This window comes from Dyella sp. AtDHG13 (assembly GCF_003201105.1).
Taxonomy (GTDB): Bacteria; Pseudomonadota; Gammaproteobacteria; order Xanthomonadales; family Rhodanobacteraceae; genus Dyella; species Dyella jiangningensis_B.
Genome location: NZ_QICJ01000002.1, coordinates 649640 through 665912 on the forward strand (window position 1 = coordinate 649640; position 16273 = coordinate 665912).

Annotated in this window: 23 protein-coding genes; all 23 read right to left on the reverse strand. The window is 61.7% G+C overall.

The genetic code is table 11. The features are described from left to right. Positions 1-591, reverse strand: a complete 591-nt coding sequence (locus BDW41_RS05900; protein WP_110301536.1) for a phage baseplate protein — start codon at positions 589-591, stop codon at positions 1-3. Continuing rightward, positions 588-2420, reverse strand: coding sequence for a hypothetical protein (locus BDW41_RS05905; RefSeq protein WP_074550751.1), 1833 nt, complete (start codon positions 2418-2420; stop codon positions 588-590). Before BDW41_RS05905 ends, BDW41_RS05900 begins: the two co-directional genes overlap by 4 nt. Further along, positions 2417-2557: a hypothetical protein gene (locus BDW41_RS23660; protein WP_233496780.1), complete on the reverse strand. Its 141-nt coding sequence runs from the start codon at positions 2555-2557 to the stop codon at positions 2417-2419. The genes BDW41_RS05905 and BDW41_RS23660 overlap by 4 nt, the downstream gene beginning before the upstream one ends. 35 nt (positions 2558-2592) lie before the next feature. After that, positions 2593-2997 (reverse strand): phage tail assembly chaperone, encoded by a 405-nt coding sequence (locus BDW41_RS05910; RefSeq protein WP_074550748.1) that lies wholly within the window; start codon positions 2995-2997, stop codon positions 2593-2595. Further along, a complete protein-coding gene (locus BDW41_RS05915; RefSeq protein WP_074550745.1) occupies positions 2997-3437 on the reverse strand; it encodes a phage protein in 441 nt (146 codons plus the stop codon). Before BDW41_RS05915 ends, BDW41_RS05910 begins: the two co-directional genes overlap by 1 nt. A gap of 9 nt (positions 3438-3446) precedes the next feature. Next, the gene (locus tag BDW41_RS05920; protein WP_074550743.1) at positions 3447-4925 is read right to left on the reverse strand and encodes a DUF3383 domain-containing protein; all 1479 of its coding nucleotides are present in this window, start codon (positions 4923-4925) and stop codon (positions 3447-3449) included. A gap of 12 nt (positions 4926-4937) precedes the next feature. After that, entirely contained in the window at positions 4938-5501 is a 564-nt protein-coding gene (locus BDW41_RS05925; RefSeq protein ID WP_074550740.1) for a hypothetical protein, read from the reverse strand. 3 nt (positions 5502-5504) lie between these two features. Next, complete coding sequence (locus BDW41_RS05930; protein ID WP_074550738.1) at positions 5505-5879, reverse strand: hypothetical protein; 375 nt, start codon at positions 5877-5879, stop codon at positions 5505-5507. Between the two features lie 3 nt (positions 5880-5882). Then, positions 5883-6350, reverse strand: a complete 468-nt coding sequence (locus BDW41_RS05935) for a hypothetical protein (RefSeq protein ID WP_233496781.1) — start codon at positions 6348-6350, stop codon at positions 5883-5885. Positions 6351-6363: 13 nt separating this feature from the next. Beyond that, entirely contained in the window at positions 6364-6762 is a 399-nt protein-coding gene (locus tag BDW41_RS05940; RefSeq protein ID WP_074550732.1) for a DUF4054 domain-containing protein, read from the reverse strand. A gap of 2 nt (positions 6763-6764) precedes the next feature. Next, positions 6765-7010 carry a hypothetical protein gene (locus tag BDW41_RS05945; protein WP_074550730.1) on the reverse strand — a complete coding sequence of 82 codons (246 nt, stop codon included), beginning with the start codon at positions 7008-7010 and terminating at the stop codon, positions 6765-6767. Beyond that, positions 7010-8011, reverse strand: a complete 1002-nt coding sequence (locus tag BDW41_RS05950; RefSeq protein ID WP_074550728.1) for a DUF2184 domain-containing protein — start codon at positions 8009-8011, stop codon at positions 7010-7012. Before BDW41_RS05950 ends, BDW41_RS05945 begins: the two co-directional genes overlap by 1 nt. 76 nt (positions 8012-8087) lie before the next feature. Next, entirely contained in the window at positions 8088-8573 is a 486-nt protein-coding gene (locus BDW41_RS05955; RefSeq protein WP_074550726.1) for a hypothetical protein, read from the reverse strand. Between the two features lie 13 nt (positions 8574-8586). Further along, complete coding sequence (locus BDW41_RS05960) at positions 8587-10002, reverse strand: DUF2213 domain-containing protein (protein ID WP_083337739.1); 1416 nt, start codon at positions 10000-10002, stop codon at positions 8587-8589. A gap of 57 nt (positions 10003-10059) precedes the next feature. Beyond that, positions 10060-10587 carry a phage minor head protein gene (locus tag BDW41_RS05965; protein ID WP_233496782.1) on the reverse strand — a complete coding sequence of 176 codons (528 nt, stop codon included), beginning with the start codon at positions 10585-10587 and terminating at the stop codon, positions 10060-10062. Between the two features lie 136 nt (positions 10588-10723). Then, entirely contained in the window at positions 10724-12199 is a 1476-nt protein-coding gene (locus BDW41_RS05970; RefSeq protein WP_083337738.1) for a DUF1073 domain-containing protein, read from the reverse strand. Next, complete coding sequence (locus BDW41_RS05975) at positions 12196-13791, reverse strand: TerL protein (RefSeq protein WP_074550723.1); 1596 nt, start codon at positions 13789-13791, stop codon at positions 12196-12198. The genes BDW41_RS05970 and BDW41_RS05975 overlap by 4 nt, the downstream gene beginning before the upstream one ends. Beyond that, the gene (locus tag BDW41_RS05980) at positions 13791-14453 is read right to left on the reverse strand and encodes a hypothetical protein (RefSeq protein ID WP_074550721.1); all 663 of its coding nucleotides are present in this window, start codon (positions 14451-14453) and stop codon (positions 13791-13793) included. Before BDW41_RS05980 ends, BDW41_RS05975 begins: the two co-directional genes overlap by 1 nt. Before the next feature lie 3 nt (positions 14454-14456). Continuing rightward, a complete protein-coding gene (locus BDW41_RS05985) occupies positions 14457-14765 on the reverse strand; it encodes a hypothetical protein (protein WP_083337737.1) in 309 nt (102 codons plus the stop codon). Further along, the gene (locus tag BDW41_RS05990; protein ID WP_074550719.1) at positions 14741-15157 is read right to left on the reverse strand and encodes a hypothetical protein; all 417 of its coding nucleotides are present in this window, start codon (positions 15155-15157) and stop codon (positions 14741-14743) included. The genes BDW41_RS05985 and BDW41_RS05990 overlap by 25 nt, the downstream gene beginning before the upstream one ends. Continuing rightward, positions 15154-15417 carry a hypothetical protein gene (locus tag BDW41_RS05995; protein ID WP_074550717.1) on the reverse strand — a complete coding sequence of 88 codons (264 nt, stop codon included), beginning with the start codon at positions 15415-15417 and terminating at the stop codon, positions 15154-15156. The genes BDW41_RS05990 and BDW41_RS05995 overlap by 4 nt, the downstream gene beginning before the upstream one ends. After that, positions 15417-15758 (reverse strand): hypothetical protein, encoded by a 342-nt coding sequence (locus BDW41_RS06000; RefSeq protein ID WP_146217315.1) that lies wholly within the window; start codon positions 15756-15758, stop codon positions 15417-15419. Before BDW41_RS06000 ends, BDW41_RS05995 begins: the two co-directional genes overlap by 1 nt. Further along, positions 15755-16273: hypothetical protein (locus BDW41_RS06005; protein WP_233496783.1), on the reverse strand; the 519-nt coding region annotated here is incomplete at its 5' end. The genes BDW41_RS06005 and BDW41_RS06000, both read right to left, overlap by 4 nt.

Here is a 16273-nt window from a genome sequence, read left to right on the forward strand (position 1 = left end):
TCACCCACCCACGAAGCCGGCAATCGAACTCAGGACGCTTTGCTGAACAGGCTTTGGCTGCACGGTTCCTTTATTCACCACCGGTGCCGTCTGCGCCGGATCGGCCTGGTTTTCGGCGACCACCTGGACCTCGACCACGTTGACAAGGAACACTTCTTTGAACGTGATCGTCACCGCCAGGGCATGCTCAGTCGCCTTGTCGGTGACCTGCTCCAGCGTCTGGATCAGCATGTTGTCGTACGTGCGCTTACCGGTGATCAGCTGAAACGGCTGCCGGTTCTCTTGCAGCATTCGCAGCTGGTCGTAGACGTCCTTTGGATCGGAGCTGAGGATGCCGCCGCTGGTCAGGTTGAAGATCGCGCCGGATTGACTCCATCCGTATCGGGCTGTGACCGTCGATGGAATCTTGTAGGCGTGATCCGTGATGGGTGCGCCGGTCTGGATCGGATGCTCCGTGATGGCCAGCTCGTCGCGCGCACGCTCCTCGATCGTGCACTGAGGAATGATGGTTCCAATGGCACGTCCTGACTTCAGGAAAATGTCCGCCACCTCTCCCGCGACGAGAAGGCCAACCTGCGAAAGGATGCTCACATCGCCGCCGAGGTCTGGAAGTTGCGTACGAGTCGCTGGTTCACCGAATCCTGCTCACGCCCAACGGCGGAGGCTGTTTCCTGAGGATTGGTGGTGCCGTAGACATTGATCGTGGTCTGGGCGCTCAAGTTGGCTCCGGCAGCCTGCTGGTACTGAGCGTCGCTGTAAGGGTTGCGGCCGTTCTCGTGGAGGACGATCGCCTGCATCAGCTTCGCCCTCTCGGCGACATCGTTCAGATGGAGCTGCGCGTCAGGACTTACCCCTAGACGACCCGACACATCAGCCACATAGGCGCCTGTATCGTTCTCGTTCTTCGGTGCATAGGTCGAGATGATCTCGCGCACGGTTTCGAGCCGCTTCTTGCCTGCCGCTGCCGACTGCCCGTTGAAATACAGGCCAAGCTGGTTGCTCAGGGCATTAAGGCCATCTTGTGGCGTGGCATACGACCCGAATGACCCGCCCGGGCCGGTGCGAAGGTTACCGGGGTTGTTCTGACGAATGCCGATAGGCTGTGTCTGGTCGGATCCCTGCGCCGGCGTGGTTTCAGGCTTCCCGTGGTCGTAAGGCTTCCCGGTGATCTGATCCCAGATCTGCGAAGCTGCATGCCCGAACGCCGAAGCGTCTGCCGAGGCCTTTCCAGAGTCTCCCTGGGGAAGCTTGCTGGAAATCCAGTCCGCCGCTGAGCCAAACCAGCCGGACACCGTGTCCCGAGCCCCCTGGGTCTTGTCTATGACCCATTTGAAGGACTTGCTGTCCTCGACAGCGTGGACGACCTTCATGACCCATTCGTAGGCTTCCTTCACCGCCGCGGTAAGGTCATGCCAACCCTCGACGATATGAGGCCACGCGAACTTCGCGATTGCCCACAGATTGTTCAGGCCATCGCCGATTAGGTCGATGCCAGCCTTGGCCAGGTCGATTTCCGGTTTCCACTTGCCCCAATCGATCAGGCTCTTGCCGCCCTCCTTCCAGGTCTTGTAGTCATCCCACAGAAGCGCAATTGCCGCGGCCAGCGCACCGATCCATGCAACTGGCCCGCCCATGATAATGGCGGTTCCAGCCACAATGCCGGCGACCCATTCAGCGACAGTATTGATATTGCTCTTTGTCGAATCGTCCAGCGAGTTCCATCGAAACTCCAGCTCGTTAAGGATGCCAATGACACGTGTGCCGACAACCGTGCCAAGCACCTCGAAGTTCGCCCTCAGGTCGCGCAGCTGAAGGTTGAAGTTGTGCGATAGCTCCGTGGCCTTCGTGACGTCTAGGCCATATCGAGCAAGGATCTGCTTGTAGCGATCGCTGAACTGGTCCGTTCCCTGGATCAGGGCTTGGAGGGTCTTCTCATCGATGCCAAGGACGTTGGCGCGGGCGTAGGCCTGCGCGTACGGCATGTGCCGAAAGACCTTCCCGAGGTCGGTCAGGAGTTCGGTGGTATCGCGCAGCTCACCGTTAGTGTCGCGAGTCTGAATGCCCCACGACTTGAGGAGACTTTCACCGCCTGGGTTGATGCGCAGGAACTTAGCGATAGCCTCGATCGAGGCCTGGGCCGCACCGGCCGAGCTGCCCATTTGATCGGCCGCGAAGCCGATTGCCTTGATGTTCTCGGCGGATGCACGGGTGCGCTGGCTGACGAAGTAGAGGTCTTCCAGACCGTTCGCCATCTTCGACACGGAGGCGAGCACAGCCGTTGCCGTAGCCACTGCGACAGCACCAAGGGCTGCAACCTCCTTGGAGACGTTCTTGACACCATCTGTGAAACGGCGCTCGCCCGAAGAGTCGACCTTAAAGCCCAGGCTGACCAAAAACTCTCGGATCGTCTCGGTGCTCATTTCCTCAGTCGCTCCGCTTTGATCCGGTTCTCTTCCATAACGTCGATAGCGTCATTGGCCCAGGCAATGGCTTCTAGGTCCAGCGAGCCGTCCAGAAGGCTTTCCAAACGGCAATAGCCCTTCGTGACCGGCCGCATTAGCCAGTCCTCGCCGTCATGCAGCTTTGCCCACGCTACGCTGTCGCCGTCGCCTGACTCAGTGGGCCGGCGCTGCCTCCGGGAAAAAAATTACCCAAGTTCTCCTGGATCACCTTCGAAGCAAGCTGGAGCATGACGCTCATGTCGATGTCGTCGAACATCATGGCCTTGGAACTGGACATGACGGGGGCCCACGAGGGGCCCTGCTGACGCCTCACTACGGACAAGCAGGTATCTAGCACGTAGTCGCAGTCGCCATCCGACATCCCGGAAATGGCCTCGGCGATGGGCTGGAGGAACTTCGAGAAGGACTCGGCACCCGCGGCGGAGGCGTCAGCCAGGCCGCCCAGGACGGGCGCCAAGCGGCGAGCGACGTGGAACTGCTGGCGAGCGTTGAGCCTGCCGCTCTGGTAGGTCTGACCGCTGATCTCGAATTCCATTAGTACGTACCCAAGATGGTGTCGATCTTGATGCAGTCAAAAACCCAATCCACCGTGCCGCCATCTTTCGCGTAGGCGATATTTGGCTTCTTCGTGAATGCGACTTCGCGACAGCCATTGTTGTCACCTACGGCGCTACTATTGATCGAGATAATGTTCTGGCCCCAAAGTGACGCGCTCGTGGCCTGGAGGTCATACATCGCCATGAGTTGAGCATTCTTGGGCGACGTCTTAAGCAGACGGATAGTCACCTTGCCTGACTTGTCGGCATGAAGGCTATGCATGCCCTCTCCATCGGCACCAATCGTCATGGTGTTCTTGTCACCAGACATCTCAATAGTGATGCCCTCTTCCGCGACACCAGCGCCAGAGCCCAGATCGAAAGATCCACCAGGGCCAGCAATGGTCGCCTGAATGTCAAGGAAACTATATGCAGACATGGTGACTCCTTAGCGGTTGACGTTGATGATGACGTTGGCGAAATGGACGGCGCCGGCGAGCTTCACGGCGACCTGAGCCGTCGGCGCCTTACGTGCTTCCCGGTCTGCCTGGCTCTGACTCGAAATGGTCGGCATGTAGACGTAGTAGCCCTTGGTAAGGGTCTGGCCCTGCGAAAGGGCACCGAAACCACTGGCATTCCACACGCCGGGAGCGACCAGACCGTTGTTCACGCCTGCCTCGCATCCCTGTTCAATCGCCGCGACGATCTGGTTGGTGCCAGCATCGGTCTGAGGGATCTTGGTCGAACTCGTATAGAGCAGGTTGTAGACGTTGGTCTGGACTTCGTTCTGAAGCCAGTCGAGGCCATGTACTTCGTCGAAGAAGTAGCCATTGGCCATGACGCCCTGCTGGATGATCGCCGTGGAGTTGTTGTAGTTCACGAAGACGTTGCAGTTCTTGGCGGTAAGAGTGGCCGCCTGCGTCTCGTTCAGCGTCTCGGCGGCAACACCGGGCTCCTGCTTGAACTTCAGGGTGATGGTGCTGTTGTTGGCCGTGAAATTGACCGTGAATGCCCGGCCATACAAGGAGGCCACGGCGTACGGGCTACTGGACGAGTATTGCGTGAAGGTGCGTTTGTAATTCAACGCCTGCACCTGCGACGCGATGTCAGTCGTGGCGTTCGTGAGTACGGTCGGATCCTGCGTCGTGATACCGTAGATGCGGCTCTGGGAGGCTGCCTCGATGTAGGCCGCGACGCTGAGGTGATCGGCCGCGACAACAGTGGCATCCGCCACGGTGAGTCCGTACCAATCCCCGAACGGCGCGCAGGCCTGTACTGCGCTCAAAAGGCTTTCAGCGGCGATACCAGCGACAGGGGTCGATGCCACACCCTGGACCAGGCCGAGTAGCGCCGAAATGTCAGTTCCCGAAGCCGGAGCGGAGGCATAGGTCAGCGTCGACGTGGTGCCCGTCGTGGCGCTGGTCACCTCGAACCGCTGGTAGTTGGCGTTCCATACCACCGTAGCTGCTCCAGCCAGGGCGGTCGTCACCGCGGACGCAACGCCGTTCAGGTTGGTCACGGAAGAAAGGTTGATGGCAGAAAGTGACTTCAGCGTGCCATCCACCGTGATTTTCATGCCGCCCGAGGTTACCGCCGTGAAGTTCGACAGTGCCTGCTGAGCAGCAGACAGGGTGCCACCCAGAAGCTGGGCGGAAGTAGGGGTCTTGGCCCAGCGGCCCACGTACAGAACGGAAGGCTGAGGCGACTGCGAGAAGAACAGCGACGCGGCCAGGTACTCTGGTGCCGTGTTGCCGAAGTCCGCGGCAACGCCATCGATACCGCTGTACTGGCGGATGCGGTCCGCCGTATCGATGACTGGCGACGAACCAAGGATCAGGAGAGCGCCGAAGTTGCGAACCGCTGCCGCCAGTGGCGACATGTTCACCGTGACATTGACGACATCGCTGACGGAAAGACCTTGCGACATGGGGATGCTCCGTTAGGCGTGAGTATCCGTGTCGATCTCGAAGGGAGCCGACAGGATGTTGAGAATCGGGTAAGTGCGCTCCACCTTGCGGCGGAACCGGATCTCGACGTCGTAACGCCGGATCCATTGCTGGTTGACCAGTTCGGGCGCCGCGACGGGCTTGCCCACATCGGTTAACGTGATGCCCTGAGGAGTCAGCGCCTCGCGGTTCTGCGCGATGTAGAGTCCGTCGCGCATGACCTTGCAGAAGGACATGGCATTTGGGCCGTAGAAGCTGGCTAGGACGAGCAGCGCTTCATGCACTGCGTAGTCGTCCTGTCCATTTCCAGTGCCATCGTGCACCTCGACCGGATAATCATCCGGGTCGATGTGGGTCACGCCTATGGCGCACCAGTTGACGGATGGCTCAGGCTGCTTCGGCGCTGTCGGCTGCCAGCGCGGCCGAACCATGGCCCCAGGCAGTCCTGTGACACCAACGACGACCTGCTGAAACAGCGCATCAAGCGCCGCGTCTTCCAAAGGCGCAGGGCTACCCGCCGGCAGGATGTATCCGCCGGTCGAGGAATCGTTTGCCATGGATCAGCTGCCAGAGAGTTTGACTGGCGTGCACAGGGCGACGGTGAAACCGGGCCCGTACGTCGTCCAGTCGGAGATGTTGAACACGGTGTACCAGCCGCCATTCCACTGCACGAGGTCAGCGTCCAGTCCGTCTGCCCCGGCGACCAAGGGAAACTTCGAATGCACCATGATTGAGCCGGTGACGTACGAGCCCTCGGGAAAACGTTTGAGGATGTCGCCCTGGTCATTGGTCACGACACCCGAGAACGGCGTGTCCGTCGGCGTGTCCACGGCAATGCCATCGTTGCCCACGGTCTGCGCATTCCGCCGGCACACGAGCGTGCGATCGACGAACTCGCGTGAGTTGAGCACGCGAGTGACGTTCAGACGTGGCATCGGTTACTTCTTCCTGAGGACGTATGTGATGGAGTTCCGTAGGGAGCCGGTATCGATCAGCGGCACCTGACCGGTGCGTCCGCGGCGCCGACGCGCAGCCAGCGTCGATTCGGCCAGTGCCGGGGGAACACCTGCATTGATCGTCGCCTTCACCGAGTTGGACGCCACGATGCCGGCGCGGTGGAGCGCCTTATCGGCTCCCATCGCATTGCCCGACATGGCCGCGTCCGCGCCTTTTTTGAGCTCGTCCGTGGCCGCATCCTGCGCTTTCTCTACGCCAGGCACCAGGAAGGGACGCGCCGGCAGGTTGTTCACTGGTGAGCCGCGCTCCTGGATGTAGCCAATCGTGGCGTTGTTGATGGCTTCGCCATCCTGGCGTTCCGTGGTGGTCGCCGGGATGCCGATCAGAACCTCATTGGATGCCAGCTGCTGGATGGACCGGAGGACGGATGCCACGTTGTCCTTGGTCATCTTCACAGCCATATCAGCAACCGCCGAGTTGCATACCGCCGGAACCGATCATCCGCGCGAACTGGAGGAACTGGACGCCGTAGCGGGTCATGTTCCAGAAGCCGCCATCCGTGAGGGTGACGGCGCTGGCGTCATAGCCCACCGAGACCTTGTCGACCGCCTTGGAGGTGGTCGCGCCCGTCACCTCACCAGGCGTGTTGCCATCGGTGACATCCTCTGCGGCCTGGGCTGCCAGGACAAGGTGATGGCAGGCGAACAATTCCTGCCCGAGCTGCCACCATGCACCCCACCTATCTTCCGGAAGGGTGACAGCGGCAACACCCAGCCACATGTTGACCGCCGAGTCAGGGTACACGGTTGGGTCCGTGAACTCAGGGAAGTCGGTCCGTAGCTGGGAGGCGGGAACGGTCATGCTCAGCTCTTGGCCGGGGTTTTGGAAGCAGCGGCGGCGGCTTTGGTAGAAGCAGCGGCCTCAGCCTCTTCGTCCGTCTGGGTCACCCCTTCCGGAACGTCCGACGAGTGTGCCTTCGTGTACCAGTGCTCGGCAACGTCCTCTTCCAGGCGCTGGATACCGGCCTTGATGGCCTCCTTCACCAACTGACCGTCGCGAACGATGGTCAGGGTGAAGTCCTTCACGATGTTGACGAGTTTGCTGGCCATCAGATGCCATCCACGTAGCCCAGGGTTTCGCCGTACACCACCTCCACCACGCCGAGGCGGCCGAAGTAGGTCGTCAGCTGGTGGATGCCGCGGTATTCCAGCGGAGTGCGCTGCAGCGGGACCAGCGGGAATCGGACCAGGTTGCGGTCGTTGGTGTAGGCCACCATGCGATTCTTGCCCGAGGCGCCGCGGCCGGCCAGCCACTTCAACGGCTGGATGTCGAGTTCACGACCGTTGATGCTATTGCAGATGGAGTTCTTCTTCAGGAACTCTAGGATGGAGATGTTACCTGCCGAGCTGATCAGGGTGCTGACCAGGTAGCTGAACTGGACGGGAGGCAACAGCAGCTTGTCCGGGCAGCGGGCGAAGGCGGAGGTCTGCCATACACCTTCCAGCAGCGTGTTCACATCCTGAAGGATTTGGTTGGGCGTGGTGGTGCCGTTATTCCAGTTGCCGGTCACGGCGTTGGTGGTGGAAACGCCAGCGTTGTTGACCAGGCCGGTGAAGCCCAGGGTCGCGTCGCCGATATAGACCTGTTCATCCACGTCCATGTTGTACTTGAGCTGCATGCCCTCGTACTTCTGCTGATCAACCGGGCGACCGAGCTTCTGGGCGCTTTCCAGTTCGGGGATGGTCCAGCCCAACTGCATGCCCCACAGGGTAAGCGGGTTGGCGGTCTTGCCGATGTCCAGCTGGATGCCGGCGATAACGTTGGCGTCCTTACCGATCCAGCTCTTGCCGTTCGGGGACGGACCACCTGCAGCGGCGAAGCTGGAATTGGTGAAGCTCGACACCTCGTCGGCGATCGAGACGTCTTCACGCAGCTGAATGTCGCGACCCCAGGTCACAGCCGCGAGCGGCATGTGCAGGGTCTGGTCGAGACGCTCCAGCTCGCCGATCAGGAACGAGCCCGAGCTATCGATGGTGGCCGCGTCGAAGGTCATCAGACCGTCGCGCGTGTAGGCGCGCTTCACAGAGCGCGGAAGGATCAGTTCTTTCATGTGTTCGGTCTCCGAAACGCGCCCACAAAAAAACCGCCCGAAGGCGGTTTCAGTGCGTGGCAGCTTGTGGGTGGGATCAGATGTTGTAGGCGATCTCGACATTACCCGAGGCATCAGCGGCACCCATGAAGGTGCAGTTGGCTACCTGGATCGTGTTGGTCGTATCGGAAGCGGCCTCGATGCCGCCAATCGGCTTGCCCGCCGAGGCATTCGCCACGCGGACATAGACCGTGCCGCTCAGCGCGGCCGTGCCGGCGTTGAGCTGCACAGTGGCGTAGCCTCGACGGAGAGCATTGGCCGGGCCACTGGTCGGCGGAACGGCGGTGCCCACGCCTTCCTGACTGGAGTTGGCCGGGAAGGGCTTCACCAGCAGGCAGTAGATGGCCGTGGCGACATCGCCAGCCCCGATGGGCTGCAGCTTGCCGTTGACGATCTTGCCGAACAGGCCGAAGGCCGAGAACGGAGCGGCGGAATCGAACGGGACCGTCTCGATGGTCTTGTTCTCTTCACGGGAAACCATGCCGGGAATGCCCGACGGCATGCGGTACAGGTAAGCAGTCATAGTCGGTGATTCCTCAGCGCTTGGCGTAGAACTCGCGGTTCTTCGCGTTGATGTCGGAGACAGTGGTGGTGCGACCGAAGTCGCGAGTGGTCAGGCTTGCCTTGTGCGTTCCATCGTTGTTCCTGGCGCGCATCAGGTTGGCGGCGCCGACGAATGCGGCGTTCAGGACAGGCAGCGGCAGGCGACCGAAGTCAGCCTTATGGCTTCCCAGGAAGGGATCGATCGCAGCACGACCTGCGTCGGTCTGGTAGGCCGCATCTAGGGCCTTGCGCTGGCACTTGCACAGCGACAGAGCGCGCTGGGCGTCCGTGGTCTTGGCATCGAAGGTCGGAAGCTTGGTGCCCGGAGCAAGGATCTCGGCCAGGGCCGGAATGTTCTTTGCGCTGTCGCCCGTATAGAGCTTCACGCCAGCGTCGCTGAGCTTGCCAGCCTGTTCGGCTTCGATGACGGTGTCCATGGTGCCGTCGGGGTCTTCCGGATTTCCCTCCTCTTCATCCTCAACCTTCTTCTTGAGCTCCTGAAGGTCGGCATCCATGGCAGTCAGCTTGTCGAGCACCTTCTTGAGGCTGTCCTCGGTCTTCGACTCTCGCTCCTTCTTCTCCCGAGCCTCGCGCTCTTCCTCGGACTCGTCTTCGTCCTTGACCTCGGAGGCGATCTTCTCGATCTCCTTCTCGTCACCGGTCTTGAACGCCGCCATCAGGCGGTCCTTCCACGACTTCTTCTTCAGTACAGGCATGTCTTGATCTCCGATTGCGCACCGCGGGCCGCAACGGCCTCGTTCAACCAGTGCGACGTGGTTGCCTAGGATGTTGCGCTGTGCCGCGCGCCCCGGTTGCTGCTGTTCGTAGTCGGCTTCGTAGCCGTTGCTCACTTCTTCGATGCCGTCCTTTTGGATGGCATCAATGGCCCTGCGATCAGTGATCAACAGGTCGGCCAACATGAGGTCGTCCTCAATGCCGGCGCCGCGCCGCACATTGGACATGGTTCCAACGGCGTGCTGCTTGATGTTGTCGGGTGTGACGAACTCGTCGGGATGGCCTAGCGTTACCGGCTTGCCCTCGAAGCTGGCGATGGTCTCCGGGCGAAACAGGTCTTCCGCACCTCGCGACACCCGGATCAGCTTGTCCGGTCCGCCAAGGATGGCCTCGCCGTCATCGCCAGCAATCTCGCCCTCGGCGTAGAGCATCTCGCCCGTGCGAGCCACCGGCACGTCCAGGCACAGCAGATAGCCCTCGGGCGTCAGCGAGCGCTTCTCGCCGAGTTTCGACACGGTGTAGTAGCGCGAGTGACCAGCGCCGTCGAAGTCCGTTGTCTTACGGGCTTCCTTGTAGGCAATGGCCTCGGCCTGGTCAGGCTCGTGCCCGGCCGCGATCAGCTCCTTGATGTTGGCCTCGATGACCGACTTGGAGCTGCCTTTCTTCAGGGGCATATGAAATATGCGGGCTCCGCCCCCGCTCGCAGGCTTGTGTACCTGGCCAGACTCTTTTCACTCTGGAAGCACAGGCTCCGGATAGCATCGGCATCCATAGATGCAGCCTGCATGCGCTCGCCGACCCGTTCGCCTATCTGCAATAGGCGGCTGGTTCCAGGGGATGAACTTTCCGTCTAGAACCTTGTGGTCTGGACGGACATCACTGTCATGCGAGGTTCGCCAGAAATAACCAGGCGATCCGATATGAACCGCCCTCGCTTCGGTCAGGGTAGAGGCTGTCCGAGACACTTCAGTCTGCGCGATCAGGTTGGCCCGGCTCGTCGCCACCTCTCCCGACCGCCCAATCTCTTTGGCGATCTCGCTGGCCCGGGTCGAATCCTCCAGACCCTTGATCGTCAGCTCGTGCACCCGCTGCGCCGCGTCCAAGGGAATGGACTTGATCAGCGTGACCTGCTCGTTCAACAGCGCCTGGAACAGCTCACCGGTGGGCGCGGTCTGAATCTCCCGACGCAACTCCCGGCTCATCTCGCCGGCGAGCTCAGCCCAGGCCATGCGGTCCCTCACATCGACCTCGACCAGCATTCGTGACGCCGTCCGGGTTGCCCACCCGGTCAGCGCCTCCGAATACCGCTGCAACATGTCCGTGATGGTCGGGACGACCGTCGGATCACCCGCAGGAAAGGCATCGATCAGATGCCCGACTTGGCGCGCTACACGCCTAAGCTGCGCGGCGTACTGGGTCTCCGCTTTCCGGCTTCGTACCTTCCCCCGACTCTTCTTGCGATCCGTCGCCCGCATCCTTTTCAGTGGGGTCCGGAAGAGCATCTTCAGCCTCGTTGATCAGGTCATCGGTGATGTTGGTCCAGATGCCCGTCACCTCGCTGGACTGCTTTAGCTCCGACAAGGCGGTCTTCTGGCTAACCAGGCCGGCGTCGTAGGCATCCAGCACGCTCGCCGTCGTCTTCTGGGCGATATCTGCCTTGTCCGCGTCCGACTGTTGCTCAAGCGAGTTGAACTCGAAACCAAAGTCTTTCGGCGGAGCCATGCCAAGCTCGGACCGACACACAACGTCCAACAGTTTGGTGACACCGGGACGAAGGCGCCGCTCCTGCTTGGAGCCGACACTCTCGTGGTACTGCTTCATCTCGCCGTCACCGGTCGAGTTCATCCCCGTGGGCGACTGACCGAACAAGCGGGTAAGCGGCGTCTCTGCCGCGCCAGACAGCTGCTGGCCGAACTGCGTGAGCATGTCGGCGAGTCCAGCGAACGTGTACTGGTGCGCGTCGAAGTCGTCCTTCGCGTCAATGAGTGTCAGCCCCTCATTGCTCTGGAACCGGCGGATCATCTCCACGTTCTTGGCCAGGGCTTCGAGCGCCGGGCCACCCATCGCGATCACCTCGCGCAGGCCTTCCACCTTGATGGTGCGCAGATGAGCCTTGTAGACCAGCTGCGCTGCGCCCTGGGTCGTGCTGTCGAACGCCACGAGGCGGTCGAATAGGCGCTCCAAAACCGACTGGCCCCAGAGGTTCTCGGCGATCTTCTGCCAGTACGGCAGATCCACACCATCCACGCGAATGACGCGGCTGTGGTGGATACGCTGGCGAGTCAACGCCATGGCGTCCGCCACCACGTCATAGAACTGCGGCAAGCCGAAGTCCGGACCGTATTCCTGTACCAGCAGATGCAGCGTGGGCTGGACTAGCCAGCGATCAAGGACCAGCAAGCCCTTGAACTGCCCCGGACCGATCGAGTCCAGGTTGAGCGGCGTATCCAGCTTCTGGCCGTCGATCAGCATCACGGCAATGGAGCCGCCATACAGGCGGGCCCACTTGATGTTGTCGCACAGCCGATCCCACAACTGCATCCGCTCGAAGGCAGCGTGGATCTTGGTCTGGTCCTCCGGGCTCAGTGACGTGTTCAGGTCAATGCCTGCGCGCGTCATGTCCTCGGCGATGCAGTCCACCACCGCGCCGACGATCCAGCTCGAGCGATACATCGCTTCGATCTGAACGCGGTTACGGCTGATATAGTCGAACTGATAGCTCGACCCGGACGACTGGTTGTTCGTGCCAATGCCAACCCTAGCTTCGAAGTTGGCGAAGCTGTCGCCAACCATGAAGCGCTTGCCGGACTGGGCCAATGCCTGCGCCTGAACCTTGGCGACCTGATTTCGACGCTGCCGGTTCTTGCTCATGCCGCTAGCCTGGTCCATACATCCAGCGCGCTGGCGCCAGGGTTGAATTTGATCATCACGGAGTCGGCCAGGTTCGGCGATCGCGTGCCTTCCGGCGCCTTATCGATCACGATCTTGCCCACTCCGTTGATGGTGTAGGTCGGCTGCGACAGCTCCATAATCAGCTTCTGCAGCAACGGCAGTCGGCTGGAAATGGAAATGATGCTGTCCGGGTCGACCGCCATGCCCTCGACGACGGCGCGATAGGTCTGCTGGAACCGAAGCCGCAGCGCCCACCAAGACTGTGCCTTGCGGTTGGCGAATAGGTCCTTGTTCTTCCGCTTCTGGACCATTTCGCCATCGGGGTCGTGCACCTCGCCCGATCCACGGAAGGGTTCAGCGCGCCGCTGCGGTTCCCCGCGCTCACGCCTACCTTCATTGATCACTCGTGCATCGCCTCGCGCGCCGGCACCGAGGCCGTCTGCGTCGTAGTCGAATACCGGATAGTCGTTGGCATCGCACAGGAGGAAGGCCTTCTGCACGGTCTCGAAGATGTCGCCGCCCTTGCCTGACCACTCCTCCAGCACATCCAGCAGGATGCCCTGGCCGCCGGCGAAGGCGTTCTTGTCGTGCCCTTCGTCTGCCACGTCGAGCGCGCCGCGGCTGAGTCCCGTGATGGGAATGCCCAGCTTGAGATGTGCGTCGATCGCAGCTTGCACCCAGGCCGAAGGGATCACTACGCCCTCCACTGAGGCCGCGTAGTCGATATCCACTTCCTGGGCCAGCGTTACCGGGTCCAGCTTGTTCCGTTGTGTCTCGTACCAGGCCTCATCCTTGCGCGGGTCGTCGCGCCAGTGGAACGTGAAGACCTTGGTCTTGCCGCTGAACCGTCGATTGGCGAACGAGTTGCCGCGACCGTTCGGCGTGGATATGTCCTGACGGCAATTCGTCGTCGCAGAGAGCGACGCATCCACCAGCTGCGGCCGAGCCAGGAAGGCCGACTCGTCCACGATGTAGAAGCTCGAGCGACCGCCGCGGCCGATACCATCACCTGCCTCGCCCGTCATGATCGAGCCAGTCTCCGGGAACTGGATCTTCATGTACGAGGCATGCGCGCCGCGCTGCCAGCTGCCGCGGAACTCCACCGGCAGTCCAGCCAGAAACATCCTGGCTTTCTCGAACAGAGAGTCCGGGTCGCCAATGACGTCGACGTATTCCTCCTTGCGCGATCCACATCCCACGGTGATCTGTGGACGGAACAGGCAGATCGTGCAGGCCAGCGCCATCGTGAGCCACGACATACCCATGTCGCGGGTCTTCTCGGTGATGCCGTTCTCCTGGTTAACCCAGCGCTCCAAGAACCATGTCACCCACTCCTCCTGTTTCGGGAACAGGAGAAAGGGGATGGTCGATGGCAGTCCGCGCTCGGGGTTTCGCGGGTCGAACGTGACACCCCAGTCGATGATGAACTGCGCCGGGTTGTCTCGGTAGAACGCCTTCAGTGCGGGCAGCTTGTCGGGCTGCTCGCGGATCCGCCGCAGCCGCTCCATCCGCCATTCGAACACCTGGACGTAGTCCGGGTTCTTGAAGTCGAACGGGAACGGGATCGGCATTAACTGTTGCCGGCCATCAGCTCCTGGTAGGCCTTGGCCGCCTCAATCGGGTCAGTGGGCATCGCCGCGCTCGGCGGGAGGGTGACCTCCACCTTCTTCGGATCAGCGATGTTGTAGGCCTCGCGCTCAAGCGTGATCAGCTTGTGCAGCGTGTCGCCTAGGTCTTTCATGGTCTTGGTGCGGCCTGGAAGGCTGGTGACAGCCCGGTAAAGGTCCATCATCTTGTCGGGCAACGCGATCTGGTCATCGTCACTACCGCCTGACAGAAGCTCGGCCACCTTCGCGAACAGTTCGCGGTCCGTGGTCTGCGCTTCCAGCTCGGCCAGCAGGTTCATGGCGAGCGTGCGCGCCCGGCCAATGTCCTTGCGGTGAGCCAGTCGAACGTTGGCGATGACCTCGGCGTTGGCCTCGATGATCGCCCTATCGGTTTCCGCTCTCTCAGTGGAAACCTGGGCGGAAACCTCCCGCTTGGAAACCAGCGCTTCGGCCTTCGCCTTGATCTTGGCGGACAGGTCGCGATCCCAGCCTTCAGCCTTTGCGCGCTTGTTGATCGCTGTGTGAGAGATGCCGTGGGTGGCGGCTATCTCGCGAACCGACAGGAGGCCAGCGCGGTAATCCGCTTCGATGCGCTCCCAATCAGTGGCTTTCTTTGCCTCAGCCATACATCACTTGCCCAGCGACCGAATCGCATCCAACTGCTTGTTGCACGTGATCAGGGCGTCCTTGCGAGCCCGGGCTACCCTCACGGCCTCAGCCACCGTGCGCGCCTTGGGCTGATCGATGGGGCATGGGGTCGTCAGGTCGTCGGGAACGGACACGTACTTGGTGACCGTTTGAGTCACAACATGCGGAGTCACTGGCTCCTGCTTCACCGGTGCGCAGCCGAACAGGGCCAGCAGGACGAAGCAGACCGCCAGCAGAATCAGGGTGCGAAGGATCCAGTGCACGGTCAGTAGTCGCTCAGGGCGGGGCATAGTTCCTCCTTCAGCGTGCCTGCGCAGGCTGGGGTGGTGGATGCCTGTTTGAACTTGGCCTGCCAGGCGGCGGCATCGGACTGGGCGGATGCCTTGTCCTTACTCAGCTGCTCGATGGCGGCTTCGACTTGCCCCTGTTGGATAGCGGCGTTCTGTTGCTCTAGCGCAGCATTGGCGTTCACCTGCTGGAGCGCCTGCGCGGATGCAGCTACCTGGGCCAGTGCTTCGCCGCGCGCCGAGTTCGCCGCATCGATCGACTTCTGGTCAACCTGTTCCTGGTGAGCGACGCCCGAGGCATAGCCGGCGTGGTGCGCATACCATCCGCCGCCGAGCAGGCACAGCGCGACGACGACCAGGACGCCGGCGTAGACGTACAGCTTGACCGGGATCATTTGCTCTCCGGAGGCGGTACGGTCGGCGTGATCGTGGTCGCCAGGCTAGACTGCTGGACAACCCTTGCCACCGCCGCTGCAACTGAGCTGGTAAGCGTACCGCCTGCCATGGCCAACTTGGCCCAGGACGGAATGGCCGGTAGCCAGTCGGCGGGCAATGCAGCGTAGGCCGTCGCCAGAGCGCCGAATACTGCCGACAGAATGGCAAAGCGAATCGACCAGAGGCGGTGCCACTGGCGAGCGTTCGTGATCAGTTCCATCAGCGGAGCCTCTTCACGCTCTGGATCTCGTGGATGTCCTGGGTGTTTCGCTCGGTCTGGACCTTGAGCTCGGCCATCTGACGCGTGAGCCCGGGGACATCGGCAAGCTGAGTGCTCAATGTCTGAAGCTGGGCATTGGTGACAGCCTGGGCGGTGACAACCTTGTTCATGGTGTCAGCCTGGGTCTGCAGCCGGTTGTCGAAGTTGTGGAACACCCAGCCGAGAAGGAACACGAGGAGGGCCGTGAGCCCTCCTGCCACCAACTTTTCCACCGGCCCGAGCCGTAAGTGGAGATGGCCATCGGAACTATTGGTCAGGTCCATAGCTTCTGGCACCGTCATGGAGCCACCGCGGCCTGCGCGGCGATGTAATGGCTAGGCCAGTAATCCGGATGGGGCCTACCGGGGCGCCAGTTGCGCTGGTAGTAAGCCCAGGAGACCTGGATATCGCCCACGGATGGCAGTGGCGCAGAGTCCGAATACAGAAGCAGTCGGGCGAACGCGCAGGCCAGCAGGTCGTCCGTTAGGAGCGCGGCGTAGACGTCACTCTCGACGGGCGCAACAGCCCGAAGCTGGCACACGCTCTTGGCGTAGGCGGAGGTGACCGGATGCGTCAGCACCCCACGGACACCCCCGCCCTGTTCGAACTGCCAGTAGCCACGAGCCGGGCCGCCCACCTGCTGGCGATAGGAGAACCCGGACTCCTGCATGCCGATGGCAGCAAGCATCACGCGTGCAGGCAAGCCATCGAACTTGGCGGGATGAACCGCCCCGTGTTCCGTGGAGGCTGTTTGGTTTAAGTCAGGCCTCCACGGTGGCTGCCTGACTGGCGAGTTGCCGGTAGTAGTTTGCCTCGG